We start from the raw sequence: 14,630 nt of genomic DNA, 5'->3' as shown, positions 1-14,630 counted from the left end.
CAGCGTGATGGTCGATCGTCGACCTTCCGCGCGCCCCGCGCCCCGTCCTCAGGAGACACCCGTGAACATGCCCTCTCGCCGACGCGCGCGTGCCGTAGCCGCCACCGTCGCTCTCGCCCTCGTCGCGCCCGCGATGCTCTCCGGCTGCAGTCAGATGAGCGACATCTTCGCCTCGCTGCCCGGGCAGATCGGGGGGAAGCAGTCCGTGGTCGTCGCCACTCCGGCGCCGCAGTCCTCGGCGGCGAGCAAGCCCTTCGACTCCCAGTTCACCTACGACGGCTCCGTGCGGTTGACCTCCGAGGTCGCCGACGGCCTGGAGCTGCGACTCGATGTCTGGGCCGTCGATCCCAAGCGGACGATGGAGTGGACGGCGACGAATGAGAAGCAGCTCGGCTTCGCCGTCAACGTCGTCGACAACCGAGTGGACGAGAAGGCCGTGCTCGCGCAGAAGCGTCGCGTCTACGTGTCGTCGATCTCCGTCACCTCGCAGACCGCCCAGACCGGCGGCCAGGTCTCGAACCCGTTCCAGTTCAGCGCGGATCCCCGCACGCTCGTGCCCTCGGACACCCTGCGCTCCGACCGCGGGCTGCTGTTGAACAGCTTCCAGGGCGGCCTTCTGGTGCCCACCACCTCGATCCGTCAGCTGCCCGCGGACACCTACGGAATCACGCTCGAGTTCGCGTTGAACATCGCGGTCGAGGGCACGGCGAACACCGACACCTCGTTCAGCCAGCAGACGGTGTACCAGTACCTTCCGATCGCGATCTACGCCGACGAGGGGCAGGCGGCGGGCGGTCAGAGCACCGGCACGTCGAGCAGCACCGGGCGCGCACCGGGCTGGGGCCAGTCGACGACCAACCAGGGCTGAGGCGCCCGGTCACTCGCTCCGGGACCGGCCCAGGTGCGGTCTCGAGCGTCGACTCTCCATGAGCCACGACAGGTCGTCGACGTCCCTCAGCAGGTGGTGCTCGAAGGCGAGGTCGGGGACGTCGTCGTAGGCGATCGACGGCATACGCCGCGCGAACGCGCGCCGGAACGTCTCCTCGAACGCCTCGGCCTCGAGAATGGCCGGGGCGACCACGAACACCGTGTCGCGAGTCGGCATCCCCGTGACGACGTCCGCGACGGCGTCCGCGGCGGCGTCGGCCACGGTCCGCAGCATCGTGTCCGCACGCTCGCCGCTGTGGGCAGCGCGGATCAGATCGATCTCGGGGACGCGGACGAGACTCGCACGCACGATGGAGTGGCCCTCGAGCAGCCGTGAGGTCTCACGGCGCAACGTGCCCCGGTCATGGGCGCGCGTGCCGGGGGCCGGGTCGTCGTCGAGCTGACGCCCGATCCAGACGGCACCGATGGAGACCAACACGATCGCCACGGCGCTCACCGCCGCGGTGGTCTCGGCGGAGACCGGTCCCTGCTGGAGGAGCGGCTCCACGCCGAAGACGGCGACGACGCCGAGCCGGGCGAGGTTGTAGGCGGCGTACAGGCTCAGCGTCCACGAGAGCAGACGTGCCCCGCCCAGGAGGCCGAGCGAGGGCCGAGAGCACTCCAGGGCGCACAGCGCCGAGAAGACCACCAGCCCCGCGGTCTTGAGGAGGGTGGCGTCGTCGAGGGGCACCAGGAAGGTCAGACCGAACAGCAGGATGCCGCCGGCGCCGGTGCTGATCGCTCCGATGGCGCGCCGTCCGTTCAATCGCCGGGCCCCGGCCCAGAGCAACCCGACCGCCATGATGTTGGTCGCGTTGCCCGCGGCGGCTGCCGCCACCGAATCCCACGCCGTCTCCATCACGTTCAACGCTCCGCAAAGCAGAGCGGCGATGGCGGACATGCCGAAGTAGCGGACCATGTCGGCGCGCGCTCCGCCGCGGTCGTCCTCGGGTCGGCCGTGGGCCACGAACAGCATTGCGAGGGCGACTCCTGCGGCGGCGATGGATGCCAGCAGGGCGAGGACGATCACGGACGGTCGTCTCCTTCGGGTGCCCGACGCAATCTTGAGGAAATCTTGCGGGGACGGTGGTCATGTGCGGCGGTCGTCTTGCGGCGAACCTACCAGAGTGGGACTCGGCCGATACGCCGCGAAACCGACAGGAAGACACCGCCATGACCGATGCGCGCAGCTTCACCCCCCACACGAGGGACTTCGACATGCACCAGAGTGCACTCGGGGCCGCGGGTGAGCACGGTTTCGCCGACGACTTCGCCGCTGTGCTCGAGAACACCTCGGTGCACCGCTCCACCATCGGCTGCGTCATCCCGGCGTACAACGAGGAGGAGTCGATCGCCGACGTCATCGAGGCGCTGCTCGCTCAGACCCGCGTGCCCGACGTCATCCACGTCGTCGTCAACAACACCTCCGACGCGACCGTGAAGATCGCCTCGGAGTACAGCGGGCCCCATGAGCTGCACACCGAGCTCGGGGAGCAGTTCACCGAGGTGTTCGTCCACGACATCGGCAAGAACCCCGACAAGAAGGTCGGGGCGCTGAACTACGGCTACTCCCTCGTCGAGGGCTACGACTACCTCCTCGGTGTCGACGGCGACACCATCGCCGACAGCAAAGCCGTCGAGTACCTCGAGACCGAAGCCATCTCCGACTCCCGCATCGGCGGCATCTCGGCGATCTACACGATCGACGACAAGCCCATCAAGGGCCTGATGGCACGCTTCCTCACCGCGGGTCAGCGGACGCAGTTCGCGGCGTTCAACCTGCAGAACATGCTCCGCGGCCGCAACATGGCCGTGCTGGGCGGTCAGTTCTCGATCTTCTCCACGAACGCCCTGCGCGATGCGATGAAGCAGAACCACCAGAGCACCCCGTGGGTCAAGGACTCCGAGGTGGAGGACTCCCTGCTGTCGCTGCAGATCAAGAGCGCCGGCTACCTCACCAAGATCAGCCCGTACGCGCGCGCCGATGTCGGCGGCATGACGACCCTGTCCGGCTACGACGCCCAGCAGGTCAAGTGGACGTACGGCGCCATCGAGCTCATGTGGCCCGGTCAGCGCGGCGACACCAAGGGCCAGCCCTTCCACCCGAACCTGCGCCTGCGGTGGTTCGAGAACTTCGGCATGCTCACCAACCTCTTCGTCCGCGTGGCCTTCCTCACCCTGCTGGCGGGCTCGCTCTCGATCGGGGCCTTCGTCTTCTCGCCCCTGTGGCTCATCCCGCCGGTGATCGCCATGCTGCTCAACCTGCGTATCGCCCGCACGATGAAGAACGTCAATCGCACCGACGTGCTCTTCGCCGTATTGTTCTTCCCCGCCGAGATCTTCATGTGGATCCGCATCAGCCACTTCGTGCGGTCGTGGACGCGATTCCTCTCGCGCAAGAAGGTCGACAACTGGGCCATGCAGGCCAAGGCCGAACGCGGTGGTGGCCTCGGCCACTGGACGCCGATGGTCGTGCTCGTGGCGGTCGCGATCGCGCTCGCCGTGATCTGGGTCATGGTCGGCCCGATGATCCAGTCGTCGATCCTCTGGATCGGCTGGCCCATCGTCGGCGTCGTGACCGTCCTGCAGACGCTCCTCATGTTCTCCAAGCTCGTCCGTCGTCACCACGGCTTCAAGGTCTGACGGACACCCGGTCTGATACGCCCGAACGCATCAGAGAAAAACGGATGCCTCGGCCCTGGGGAGGGTCGAGGCATCCGTTGTCTGCGCGAGCGGGTCAGGGAGTGGCCAGCAGCTCCGACGTGAGTCGGTAGCCGACGCCGCGCACCGTCTCGATGTAACGGGGATTGGCGGGGTTGTCGCCGAGCTTGCGACGGAGGTTGGTCATGTGCGCCTCGATAGCCCTCTTGTCGGCTTCGCCGACGAAGTAACTGGTGACGTAGGACTCGCCGCGCAGGACGAGGGTCAGATCGGCCTTGCTGCGCACGCGTCTCTTCGACTCCATCAGCGTCGCGAGCAGATCGAACTCGGTTCGCGTGAGCTCGAGCTCCTCCCCGCCCACCCGCACGAGGCGGCTGTCGGGGTCGAGGAGCAGATCGCGGTGCGCGACCCAGGCGCCGCCGGTCGGCGTGAGCTCCCCGGGCGCCGAGCGCGGGACGATCTCACCCCCGGGGGCGGCTGCGCGGGGCTCGGGCCCCTGAGACGACGGCACGATGACCGGTGCCGCACCCGCGTTGGCCGCGGCCGGCGCGGGCGCCGACGGGGTGGCCGCGCTCTCGGAGCGGGCGGCGGGGAACGACGGTCCGACGCTGTCCTGTCGCGGTGCGGAGGACGCGGCGGACTCGCCGGCGCGGGGGCGCCGCAACAGTGCTTCGATCCGCGCGCGCAGCTCGCGCGGACGGAAGGGCTTCACGACGTACTCGTCGGCACCCGCGCCGAGGCCCAGGACGACGTCCGCCTCCTCTTCGAGCCCCGTGAGCATGATGATGTACGTGTCGCTCTGCTGGCGGATGCGTCGGGCGGCCTCGAAGCCGTCGATCCCGGGCATGTTGACGTCGAGGGTGGTGATGAGCGGCTGATACGCGATGACCGCTCGTACGCCGTCGATCCCATTGCCCACCGACACGGTGGAGAACCCCGCCGATTCGAGCACCTCGACGAGCAGGTGGCGGATATCGGGATCGTCTTCCACGATCACTGCTGTCTTCAGCATCTCGGTGCTGTCGCTCATGTCACCCACTCTTCCGGCTTCGCACGAGGTCGTGCCCGCGTTCTCCCCCGAGTCGCGGTGTCGCAGCGCGACGAGCGCAATCTTGACACACTTCGCGGTGTCGCCGCGGTCGACCCGTGGCTCAGCGCTGCTCCCGTGTCAGTTCCGCCGCCGCAGCGGGCCACCACGTCCCCGCAGTGGGTCCCCCGTTGCACTCCCCGTCGCTCTCGCCGGGGGGCTTGATCCACAGGGTGGTGTCGATGACGCCGTCGCCGTACGAACCACTCGGACTGCCCACGAGGCGACCGGACGGATTACACCACTCCGAGCCCGCCGGTCCGGCGCCGTTGCGCGAGGTGTCGATGATCGCGTGCGTTCCGCCGAGGAGGTCGGAGAGCGCGTGGGCGTAGGTGAACTCGGCCGCCGTATCCTGGTAGTTGGAGACGTTCAGCGCGACGCCCCTGACCTCGGACAGGATGCCCATCGCTTGGATGAGCCCGGCCATCTCGGCCGCGGGATGCCAGGCGGAGTGGCCCCCGTCGATGTAGATCCACGTGTTCGTGCCGCGGATGTTCTCCACCGCTTCGCGCAAATATCCCGCCCGATCGCCGACCGATCCGCACGAGGAGGACAGGGCGATGCTGTCGGGCTCGAGGATCACGATCTTCTGAACATCGGACGCGTTGCGCAACGCGTCGCCGATGCGGGCGGTCCACTGGGCATAGGAGTCGGGGTCGAGCCCACCGGCGGAGTGATTGCCGCAGTCCCGATCGGGGAGTCCGTACACCGCGACGGCGATGGCCGCCTTCTGATCGCGCGCCTCGGCGGCGAGGTGCGCGATGCGGTCCCACACCTCATCGATCGGGTCGATCTCCGGGGTCAGCCAGTAGGTGGTCGGCTGCGTCGAGAGCCACTGCGCGGCAGCGACCTCGTCCGCGTCGCCGTCACCCGAACGGGCGGCCTGCGCGGCCTTCGATTCGTCCGGCGCGACGATGTGCGTGTCGACGGCGGGAGGGGTGGCCGACAGCGTCTGGAAGAGGTTCGTGACGAGGCTGCCGACGACGCCGATACCGGCGATGACCACGACGACGGCGACGATCACGCCCGCGACGAGCAGCGCGCGGGGGAGTCGTCGTCGAGGCCGCCTCGGCCGGGGTGATCTCGCCACGATCGAGACTCTAGTCGAGGTGAGAGTGCCGAGGGTCGAGGTAGTTAAGGGGGTGAATCGATATAGGCTGTCGTCGTGGGAAAACTGGTTTACAACACCTCTGGACACTCTTTCGACATCGAGGACCGGACCCTCTCCCACCTCCGTGTGGTCTTCATGAACAAACTCCGCCGGGCGGAGCCGTTCATGTTCCACTTCCCGATGGGTGACGGAAGCGGCACCCGGACGCTCTGGATCTCTCCGTCGATCCCGCTCGTCTTCCACTTCTACGGAAGCCGGGCCCCGCAGCTCAATCGCCGGTGGATCGAAGACCTCATGGACGAGGCGAGCTCGCCGCACGGATTGAGCGTCGTCGCGGAACCCGACCCCGAATCCCTTCCGGCGTCGGGGGTCTGAGCGCCCTCACGCGCATTCCGCGTCGACGACCTCGCGCACACGGTCGAGGAAGGCGGCCACCTGCCCGGCCGTATCGTCGGGGAGTCCGAGCGCGAACTCCCGGATGCGAGCGGTCACCGGGTCGATGGCATCCGGATCGGTGGCGCGGTCGAAGGGAACGACGAACTTGCTCCGTCGGTCGGACGGATTCGCGACGAAGTCGATGAGTCCCCCCGCGCGCAGGCGATCGAGCATGCCGGTGACGGATGCCGTGGAGATTCCGAGGGACTGGGCGATCTCGGTCGGAGTGAGCGTCGCCCCCGCGTCGGCTCGCTCCAGGATCAGGCGCATCGCCGCCCGCGCATTCTCGCTGGGGCCGCACTCGGACTGGCGTCGACGAGACAGACGGGCTTCGGCGAGGCGGAGCCGTTCGACCGCCAGCGCCGCCGTCGTCGCGGGGTCGTCTTCGGTCTCGAGCGTCATGGGTCTCCTCGGGTTGCGCCCCTGGCACAGCAGTCTAGTTCGGTCGTCGAGATTCCAGTTGGCCGATGTATTCCGGCTCGGGTCCAACAATGGTGCTGTCGCTTTGTCTTTCCCCGTCGTTCGTAGGCGAAACGGCGGCCACCTCGTATGATGGGCCGTACGGGATCTCCGGGAAGGAGGCGCTGATGGGCTCACTGTTCTACGGCTCTTCTCCGAGCCCCATCCGCATCCCCGACCGCGTTCTCGCGCACGTCAAGGTGGTCATCGCCACCAAGCTCCGGCGCGGAGAGAGCTTCACGGTCTCGTGGCGGCATCCCTCCGGGGAGCCGGTCGGTCGGAGCACGCTCTGGATCCAGCCGTCCATCCCCCTCCGCTTCGTGTTCGGTTCGGCGGAGCCGGAGGTGCTCGACCCCGCACTCCTGCAGATGTTGGCCACCTCGGCGAACTCCTCGGGCGGTCTGATCCTCGACCTCGACGAACACCCCGCCGACGCGGCCGTCCAGGCGCCCTGAGACCACGCTCCTCAGCGGTCTCCGCGGGCGTGGCGATGGGCGATCGCCGACATCCACTCCATCCCCGGACACGGGGGAGCGGTGCGACCGCGCATTCGCTCCCAGGCCTCGAGGTAGATGCCCTCGAGGAGACCGTCGGCGGTGGCAGCCACGCCGGTGAGGGAAAGGAGCACCGCGTAGACGCGGGGGGCGGTCGCGTCGTAGAACTCGACGAACGCGTCGCAGTCCCCGGTGGCGGCGCGCACGAGGAGAGCGTCCACGTCATCCTCCCGGCTCATCCGGGTGGTGGGGTCTGTCATCGTCACGGCGCACCTCCTTCGTCTGTTCTGACAGTCAACCGCCGTCCGTCGTCGGCGGCCTGGGGTTGCGTAATCGGGACGTGTGCCGTAGCGCCGCAGGCGGGGGTGACGAAGCTGTGGCCGCACCGGCGTCAAGCCCGCCCCGTCCCGATCGGGGCCCGTCGTACCGTTGCGCTATGAGAAATGTCGTCCGATGGCTCCTCGCCCTGGCGATGCTGTTCGCCGGTACCTCCCACCTGACATTCGCTCGACGGGATTTCCAGGCGCAGGTGCCCGACGTGCTCGTCGCGAAGGGGCCCCTCGACCGCGACGCCGTCGTGGTGGCATCCGGTGTCGTCGAAGCCTCCTTCGGGCTGGCGCTGCTGGTCCTCCCGAAAGAACGCCGTCGCATCGGCGCCGCGCTCGCCGCGTTCTTCGTGGCCATCTTCCCCGGCAATGTGGACCAGTGGCGCAAGGGGCGGTCGGCGTTCGGACTGGACACCGACCAGAAGCGCTTCGGACGTCTGTTCTTCCAGCCCCTCCTGGTCGCGGCCGCGTGGTGGTCCACCCGGTGAGGCGCCGATGACCGACGTCGTCAGCCTCGAGCTCGTCTTCGACGACGAGACGGACGCGGCTGTACGAGCGGAGTGGGACGCCCTGCTGCGCGCCGATCTGCCCAGCCAGGCCCGCCATCGGGGGGAGAGCAACCGTCCGCATGCGACTCTCCTCGTGCGGACGGAGCTTCCGCTCATCGACGCGGCACCGTTCGCAACGACCTTCCCCCTGCCCCTCGTGCTCGGTGCGCCGGTCCTGTTCGGCGCGGGGCGCAGTCGCGTGATCGCGCGATCGGTCATCCCGACGGCCGATCTGCTCGCCCTGCACGCCGGCGTGCACGACCTCGCGGGACCGGGGGACGATGCCCCTCACACCCGCCCCGGTCGCTGGACGGCGCACGTGACTTTGGCGCGGCGCATGCCCCTCGACCGCATCGGCGACGCGCTCGGCGTCCTGGGCGAGAGCGGCGGGAGCGATCTCGCGGGGCGCGCTGTCGGGATGCGCCGGTGGGATGCCGCCACTCGCACGATCACGGATCTCGTCTGACGTGGCACGCTAAGACCGTGCTGACCGACGACGCCCTCGCCTTCGTGCGCGAGTACCACCTGGCCACCCTGTCGACCGTGGGGCGCTCCGGGCGCATACACGCCGTCCCGGTGGGCTTCACCTACGAGAACGGGGTGGTTCGCGTGATCGGGTCCCGGGGCACGCAGAAGTTCGTCAACGCGGCGCGCAGCGGGCGGGCCTCGATCTGTTCGGTGGACGGTGCCCGGTGGATCAGCTTCGAGGGGCCCGCGCGCGTGACCGATGAGGGGGATGCCGTGGCTCACGCGGTCGATCTGTACGCGGCGCGTTATCGGCAACCGCGGGTGAACCCCGACCGCGTCGTGCTGGAGCTGACCGTCGAGCGGGTGCTGGGGTCGGTCGCCTTCCGACGTTGACGCGCGTATCCTGAACCCATGTCTTCCCGCCCCTCATCGATGCCCGCTGGGTGTGAGGGGGTCGTCGGCGCGTGGAGCGTCGACGGCACAGGCGCCGTGCACGCCGCTCTTCTCGCCGGGTGACCGGCGCGGGCGCCCCGCTTCGGCGAGCGTGCGCCCTCTTCGCCCGTCCTCTCCGCGACGGGCACCTCGCCGCGCGATCCGATCGCGCGTTCCTCGCCGCGCCGTCTCGCGCGTCGCGGCCCATCGACGGGATCCACCCATGCACGCCCTGTCCGCTTCCGACCTCCGTTCCAGCTTCGTCAACGTCTCCACGAGAGAACGCAGCTCGATCGTCATCCCCGCCGATCTCGACGCGGCCCCGTGGGACCGGCTCGATTATTTCGGGTGGAGGGATGCCAAGACCCCCCTCCTCGGGTTCGTCGTGGCCGAGATCGACGGAACCCCCGTCGGCCTCCAGTTCCGACAGGCCGAGCAGCCCACCCGCACCCGCCCGCAGTGCTCGTGGTGCTCGGACGTGACGCTGCCCAACGACGTCGTCTTCTTCTCCGCGCGCCGCGCGGGCAAGGCGGGGCGCGCCGGTAACACGGTCGGCACCCTGGTGTGCGCGCGCTTCGAGTGCTCGCGCAACGTGCGCCGCCTCGATCCGCCCGCCTATCTGGGGCATGACGCCGGCGCGGCTCGGGATCGTCGCGTGGAGGGCCTCCGCGCCCACGTCGACGCGTTCTTCCGCGATCTTCGCGACGGAGCCTGAGGGCGCGGACCGGCGGCGGTCCGCCGCCGGTCATCCCTCCGGGGCGGCGCACGTCGCGAAGGCGTACTCCGCGCCGTCGGGCGTCGAGAGCTTCCGGTCGCGCAGGATCGTGGAGGCCGGGGTGCCGGCATCCGCGCACATCTCCGCGAAGCTCCGCGGGATCTGGTCGGTGTACTCGATGTCGATGACATGGTCGCCGTACACCTCGGTGTACGCCCCGCACTCGTCGAACGCCGCGCACTCCTCGGCGACGGCGAAATCGAAACCCGCGACCTTCCTGAACTCGGACGCATGCTCGGCCGCGTTCTTCTGGCCGGCCGCCAGCCCCGACGCGTGGGCGAGGTCGACGAGTTCCCGGGCGAGCGCGGCGTTGTCGTCGAGGGTCAACGCGCCATCGGAGCGGGTGAACGTGTCGAGATTGTCGAATTCGACGGCGCGGAAACCGGATGCCGCGCACCCGCGGATCCACGCAGCGACGGTGTCGGCGATGACGGCGCGCCGATCGGCGGTCGAGGTGTCGAGGATCACCTCGTCGGGCCAGGCGGGGTCGATGACCGGCGCCCCTTCGCGCGTCGAAAGAGTGTTCGCCGGCCATGCGCCCTGCTCTCCCGGCTGCGTCTGGAACGCGTTCACGTAGCAGATGGAGTACGTCCCATCCGCCGGTTTCGACGTGCGGTCGCGGACGACGACTCCCACCGAGTCCGCGGGCGGATAGGCGCCACCCAGCTGGTCGTCGGCGACGGCGCCCGCCGGGGGTGTGTCGCGGGTCGGGGGTGCGGATGCGGGCGGCGCCGCGCAGCCGGCGAGCAGGAGGAGGAGGCCGGTCGCGCCGGCGAGGGGGAGCAGACGCCGCATGCGCCCACCCTCAGCGCGGCGGCGCGGAGTCGTCCCCGCCGTGGTCGTCGGACGCGATAGTGTTCAGTGTCTCCCCCGGACAGGAATCGACGGCTTCGCGCCGGAGGGGGAGAGAGTGTCGACAGAATCATTCGACGCATCGGGGGTGCTCGCTTCACCGCGCGGCCGTCATCCGCGTGCGGGCCACGCGCCCTCCTCCAGATGCGGGTGGGTTCCCGGCAGTGTTCGAACCGAGGCGGAGGAGTGACCCCCATGTCCGCCGACGATCGCTTGGATGCCGTCCTCCAGACGCTCGCGGATCGGGTCCGCCGTCTGAGGCGCGAGCGCGACCTCACGGTGACGGCCCTGTCGTTCGAGGCGGGGATCTCGGAGTCGCGCGTGCGCGGGATCGAGTCGGGTCGGTCGACGGCATCGCTGGCGACCCTCGTCGCTCTCGCCGAGACGTTCGAGATCGAGCTGTCCGACCTCTTCGGCGAGACCGAGCGGGCAGGTGCGGTCGACGAGCCGGTGAGTCCGTACGTCGTCCCCAGCGCGGTCGTGTGGGGCGGAGACCTCCCACCGGCGCCCTGGATGGCGTCCCCCGAGGCGGCTCCCGCTCCTGCTCCGAGCCCGTACGTCGTCCCCAGTGAAAGGGTCTGGGGTGGAGATCTGCCGGCGGCTCCCCGGACCGAGGCGAAGGTCGCGCCGCAGATGCCGGAGAGCGTCGTGCCCGTACCCGCCGTGGTTGCCGCCGTCGCACCGGAGACACCGCCGATCGCTCCGACGGAGAGAGTCTGGGGCGGGCCCCTTCCGCCGGCGCCGTGGGCAGAGGACGAACCGAACGGTGTCTCCACCAACCCCGCGCCGCCCGTTCCCGCAGACCACCGCGCCGCGCCGGCTTCCGCCGCCGCGCAGGTGCATCAGCGGGCCGCCGCCCAGGGCATGAGCGGAGCCTCCCGCTACGTGCTCGTCGCTCCGAGCGCTACCGCGGCACCGGAGCCGAGGACCTTCTCGGACCTCCGTCGGGGGGCCCTCGAGAACCGCGAGTTCCGCTCGCTGCGTGAATTCGCGGTGGCTGCCGTCGTCGACGGAGAGCATTCCGTCGTCAGCGTCGCGCGCGTCTTCCGGCTCCCCGTCTGGAAGCTGGAACAGTGGGTCGCCGAGGCGGGGTACGTCGGCCGACGCTGAGCGAGGGGTGCGGGCGGCCCGCACCCCTCCCCGTCACAGTGCGCGGAGCTTCTCGAGAAGCGGCGCGGCGACCTCGTCGACGAAACGCTGCTGCTGCTCGTCGCCCACCTGCACGATGGCGATGTCGGTGAACCCGGCGTCGATGAAGGGCCGGACGCTCTCGGCGAGCTCGTCGAGGTCGGGGCCGCACGCGATGGATTCGGCGACGTCCTCCGGTCGGACGAACTGCGACGCGCCGGCGAAGCCGGCCGGGGTCGGCAGGTCGGCGTTGACGGCCCAGCCACCCGCGAACCACCGGAACTGATCGTGGGCGCGAGCGATGGCGGCATCCTTGTCCGGGTCCCAGCTGATGGGGATCTGACCGATCTTGCGGGACGGGCCCTCGTGGTGCTCGTCCCAGCCCGAGATCAGTTCGCCATCCGGCTCGGTCGTGATGAGGTGGTCGCCGAGAGGGGCGAAGCGCTCGATCGAGTGCTCACCCGAGACGGCGACGCCGATCGGGACGCCGCCCTCGGGCGCATCCCAGACGCGCGCGGAGTCGACGCGGAAGTACTCGCCGTCGTAGGTGACGAGGTCGCCGGTGTGCAGGGCGCGGATGATCTCGATCGCCTCGACGAGCATGTCCTGGCGCGCGTGGACGGCGGGCCATCCCTCGCCCACGACGTGCTCGTTGAGGTTCTCGCCGGACCCCAGTCCGAGGGTGAACCGACCGTCGGACAGCAGCTGGAGGGTCGCCGCCTTCTGCGCGACGACGGCGGGGTGGTAGCGCACCGTGGGGCAGGTGACGTAGGTCATCAGTTCGACGTCCGAGGTGGCCTGCGCGACCGCCCCGAGCACCGTCCACGCGTAGGGCGCGTGGCCCTGGCTGGTCAGCCACGGGGAGTAGTGATCGCTCGAGACGAGGAAGTCGTAGCCGGCGCGCTCGGCACCGACGGCGTAGTCGACGAGGGCTTTGGGGCCGCTCTGCTCTGTCATGAGGGTGTAACCGAATCGCGTCATGACGGCCACGGTAGGGCGGTGTTCTCGAGGGCTCCGCGGGGTTGCGCTCGCCGCCGGGATGCGGCAGGAAACGATGACGGGCCCGCGACCGTCGCCGCGGGCCCGTCGCGCAGGATCAGTCCTCCGGTGCGTGGATGACCTTCTCACCGTCGAAGGTCTCGCGCTCCTTCTTCTCGGCGTCGTTGCGGGTCTTGCGGAGGCTGAGGAACGTCGCCACGGCCACCGTCGCCGCGATGAACAGCAGCGAGAACCAGATGGGGATCTCGGGGACCCACAGCAAGGGCTCTCCGCCGTTGATGAAGGGCAACTCATTGACGTGCAGGGCGTGGAAGACGAGCTTCACGCCGATGAACGCCAGGATCACGGCCAGCCCCTGCGCGAGGTAGACCAGGCGCTCCAGCAGCCCGCCGATGAGGAAGTAGAGCTGACGCAGACCCATCAGGGCGAAGGCATTGGCGGTGAAGACGATGTAGGCCTCGTTCGTCAGTCCGTAGATGGCGGGGATCGAGTCGACGGCGAAGACGAGGTCGATGAAGCCGATCGCGATGATCACCAGCAGCATCGGGGTGACGAAGCGCTTGCCGTCCTTGCGGATGGTCAGCTTGTCGTCGTTGTACTCCTCGCTCACGGGGAGGACGCGGCGCACGAACCGCATGAACTTCCCGTTGGCGGGGTCGCTCTCACCGTGGGCGAACGCCTGCCGGTAGGCGAGGAAGAGCAGCAGCGCGCCGAAGATGTAGAAGATCCAGGAGAAGTTCTCGATGAGGGCGGCGCCGACGGCGATGAAGGCGCCGCGCATGATCAGTGCGATGACGATGCCGATCATCAGCACCTTCTGCTGGTAGATCTTCGGCACCGCGAAGCCGGTCATGATGATGAGGAACACGAACAGGTTGTCGATCGACAGGGCCTTCTCGGTCAGATAGCCGGCGAAGTACTCGCCGCCGAACGTCCACCCCGAGAACACGCCGATGCCGACGCCGAACAGCAGGGCCAGGCCGATGTAGAACGCCGACCAGCGCGCGGATTCGGCGATCGAGGGCTCGTGCGGCTTGCGGACGTGAGCGAAGAACTCGAACACGAAGAAGGCGATCGTGATCGCGATCGTGATGATCCAGATCAACGGGGTGACGCCCATGGCGACCTCCAAGGGAAATAGGTGTACGACGAGACACCAAGGTCTCCTCCACCCGGCGAGATGGGCCGACGTCCCGGGTTCACGATGGCGTGATCCGTATTGACGAGAACGTCGCGGTGGGAGTACTCCCCTTGTTGAGGATGATTCTACGGCACGCGGCCCCGCACGCCGCGTCTGGACAGCGGCTTCGGCGCTGTGGTAGCCGGGATCGATCGGGTGCCGAGACGCGGGCGACCCGTCAGCGCGGTGGAGCGCTGCCCACGATCGCGTCGACGAGGGCGAGCATGTCGTCGCCGTCGAACTCCTCGCGGCTCAGGGCACGCAGGATGACGGCTCCGAGCAGGGCGTCGGCGGCGGCGTCGAGTCGGGGCCCCGTGACCCCGCCCATGGCCCGGGACAGACTCTCGACGAGAGGAGCGGCCAGGATCTCGGCGCGGAGGCGTCGCCCGGTCTCCGCGCTGCCCGCTGCCGCCGCGACGAGGGACCGCAGCAGCCCCTCCCCGTCGGCGCTCGCCCGGAGAGTGAACAGGTCGGTGAGCCATGCGGCGAGATCGGATCGCGCGTCGCCGGTGTCGGGCAGCTCACGCCTGCCGCCGAGCAGCCGACCCTCGAGGATCGCCTCGGCGATCACGTCTCCCTTGCTCGGCCACCACCGGTAGATCGTCTGCTTACCCACCCCCGCCCGCCGGGCGATGCCCTCGATCGTGAGGTGGTCGTACCCGCGCTCGGCGAAGAGCGCGACCGCCGCGTCGAGGATGGCCAAGCGCGCCGCCTCGCTGCGGACGGGACCACTGCGCGGAAGAGTCAT

General features: G+C 69.3%; 18 protein-coding genes. 9 read left to right on the top strand and 9 right to left on the bottom strand.

What is annotated here, in order from left to right; translation table 11 throughout:
- Window positions 1-67: 67 nt before the first annotated feature.
- Window positions 68-868, top strand: a complete 801-nt coding sequence (locus tag F9B98_RS03740) for a fructose 1,6-bisphosphatase (protein WP_150955828.1) — start codon at window positions 68-70, stop codon at window positions 866-868.
- A gap of 9 nt (window positions 869-877) precedes the next feature.
- On the opposite strand, the gene F9B98_RS03735 is transcribed toward F9B98_RS03740, so the two are convergent.
- Window positions 878-1,957, bottom strand: a complete 1,080-nt coding sequence (locus F9B98_RS03735; RefSeq protein WP_150953073.1) for a hypothetical protein — start codon at window positions 1,955-1,957, stop codon at window positions 878-880.
- A gap of 143 nt (window positions 1,958-2,100) precedes the next feature.
- Here F9B98_RS03735 and F9B98_RS03730 point away from each other — a divergent pair, with 143 nt between their 5' ends.
- Window positions 2,101-3,570 carry a glycosyltransferase family 2 protein gene (locus F9B98_RS03730; protein WP_150953070.1) on the top strand — a complete coding sequence of 490 codons (1,470 nt, stop codon included), beginning with the start codon at window positions 2,101-2,103 and terminating at the stop codon, window positions 3,568-3,570.
- A gap of 94 nt (window positions 3,571-3,664) precedes the next feature.
- On the opposite strand, the gene F9B98_RS03725 is transcribed toward F9B98_RS03730, so the two are convergent.
- Window positions 3,665-4,618: a response regulator transcription factor gene (locus F9B98_RS03725; RefSeq protein WP_191966660.1), complete on the bottom strand. Its 954-nt coding sequence runs from the start codon at window positions 4,616-4,618 to the stop codon at window positions 3,665-3,667.
- 121 nt (window positions 4,619-4,739) lie between these two features.
- Window positions 4,740-5,765, bottom strand: coding sequence for a glycoside hydrolase family 6 protein (locus F9B98_RS03720; RefSeq protein ID WP_150953066.1), 1,026 nt, complete (start codon window positions 5,763-5,765; stop codon window positions 4,740-4,742).
- Between the two features lie 75 nt (window positions 5,766-5,840).
- On the opposite strand from F9B98_RS03720, the gene F9B98_RS03715 reads away from it, so the two are divergent.
- Window positions 5,841-6,161, top strand: coding sequence for an ATP-dependent DNA ligase (locus F9B98_RS03715; protein ID WP_150953063.1), 321 nt, complete (start codon window positions 5,841-5,843; stop codon window positions 6,159-6,161).
- A 6-nt stretch (window positions 6,162-6,167) separates the two neighbouring features.
- Here the strand turns inward: F9B98_RS03715 and F9B98_RS03710 are convergent, their stop codons facing one another.
- The gene (locus F9B98_RS03710; protein ID WP_150953060.1) at window positions 6,168-6,623 is read right to left on the bottom strand and encodes a MarR family transcriptional regulator; all 456 of its coding nucleotides are present in this window, start codon (window positions 6,621-6,623) and stop codon (window positions 6,168-6,170) included.
- 185 nt (window positions 6,624-6,808) lie between these two features.
- On the opposite strand from F9B98_RS03710, the gene F9B98_RS03705 reads away from it, so the two are divergent.
- The gene (locus F9B98_RS03705; RefSeq protein ID WP_150953057.1) at window positions 6,809-7,135 is read left to right on the top strand and encodes a hypothetical protein; all 327 of its coding nucleotides are present in this window, start codon (window positions 6,809-6,811) and stop codon (window positions 7,133-7,135) included.
- An 11-nt stretch (window positions 7,136-7,146) separates the two neighbouring features.
- Here the strand turns inward: F9B98_RS03705 and F9B98_RS03700 are convergent, their stop codons facing one another.
- Entirely contained in the window at window positions 7,147-7,395 is a 249-nt protein-coding gene (locus F9B98_RS03700; protein ID WP_150953054.1) for a hypothetical protein, read from the bottom strand.
- Between the two features lie 215 nt (window positions 7,396-7,610).
- On the opposite strand from F9B98_RS03700, the gene F9B98_RS03695 reads away from it, so the two are divergent.
- From F9B98_RS03695 to F9B98_RS03680, 4 genes are all read left to right on the top strand, one after another.
- Entirely contained in the window at window positions 7,611-7,988 is a 378-nt protein-coding gene (locus F9B98_RS03695; RefSeq protein ID WP_150953050.1) for a hypothetical protein, read from the top strand.
- A 7-nt stretch (window positions 7,989-7,995) separates the two neighbouring features.
- Entirely contained in the window at window positions 7,996-8,514 is a 519-nt protein-coding gene (locus tag F9B98_RS03690; RefSeq protein ID WP_150953047.1) for a 2'-5' RNA ligase family protein, read from the top strand.
- A gap of 17 nt (window positions 8,515-8,531) precedes the next feature.
- A complete protein-coding gene (locus F9B98_RS03685) occupies window positions 8,532-8,909 on the top strand; it encodes a PPOX class F420-dependent oxidoreductase (RefSeq protein WP_150953044.1) in 378 nt (125 codons plus the stop codon).
- Window positions 8,910-9,171: 262 nt separating this feature from the next.
- Entirely contained in the window at window positions 9,172-9,663 is a 492-nt protein-coding gene (locus F9B98_RS03680; RefSeq protein ID WP_150953041.1) for an FBP domain-containing protein, read from the top strand.
- Window positions 9,664-9,693: 30 nt separating this feature from the next.
- Here the strand turns inward: F9B98_RS03680 and F9B98_RS03675 are convergent, their stop codons facing one another.
- A complete protein-coding gene (locus F9B98_RS03675) occupies window positions 9,694-10,518 on the bottom strand; it encodes an endo alpha-1,4 polygalactosaminidase (RefSeq protein WP_150953038.1) in 825 nt (274 codons plus the stop codon).
- A 252-nt stretch (window positions 10,519-10,770) separates the two neighbouring features.
- Here F9B98_RS03675 and F9B98_RS03670 point away from each other — a divergent pair, with 252 nt between their 5' ends.
- Window positions 10,771-11,685, top strand: coding sequence for a helix-turn-helix domain-containing protein (locus F9B98_RS03670; protein WP_191966658.1), 915 nt, complete (start codon window positions 10,771-10,773; stop codon window positions 11,683-11,685).
- A gap of 33 nt (window positions 11,686-11,718) precedes the next feature.
- Here F9B98_RS03670 and F9B98_RS03665 read toward each other — a convergent pair whose 3' ends face one another.
- The 3 genes from F9B98_RS03665 to F9B98_RS03655 all read right to left on the bottom strand — a co-directional run bounded on the left by F9B98_RS03665 (window position 11,719) and on the right by F9B98_RS03655 (window position 14,630).
- Window positions 11,719-12,684 (bottom strand): LLM class F420-dependent oxidoreductase, encoded by a 966-nt coding sequence (locus F9B98_RS03665; protein ID WP_150953031.1) that lies wholly within the window; start codon window positions 12,682-12,684, stop codon window positions 11,719-11,721.
- 115 nt (window positions 12,685-12,799) lie between these two features.
- Entirely contained in the window at window positions 12,800-13,822 is a 1,023-nt protein-coding gene (locus tag F9B98_RS03660; protein WP_150953028.1) for a TerC family protein, read from the bottom strand.
- Window positions 13,823-14,060: 238 nt separating this feature from the next.
- On the bottom strand, window positions 14,061-14,630 hold the full coding sequence (locus tag F9B98_RS03655; protein ID WP_150953025.1) for a TetR/AcrR family transcriptional regulator: 570 nt from the start codon (window positions 14,628-14,630) through the stop codon (window positions 14,061-14,063).

It is taken from the genome of Microbacterium testaceum StLB037, assembly GCF_008763945.1.
GTDB classification, from domain to species: domain Bacteria; phylum Actinomycetota; class Actinomycetes; order Actinomycetales; family Microbacteriaceae; genus Microbacterium; species Microbacterium testaceum_G.
The sequence above is the reverse complement of the archived record's forward strand: the minus strand, read 5'-3'. Positions and strand labels throughout refer to the sequence as shown.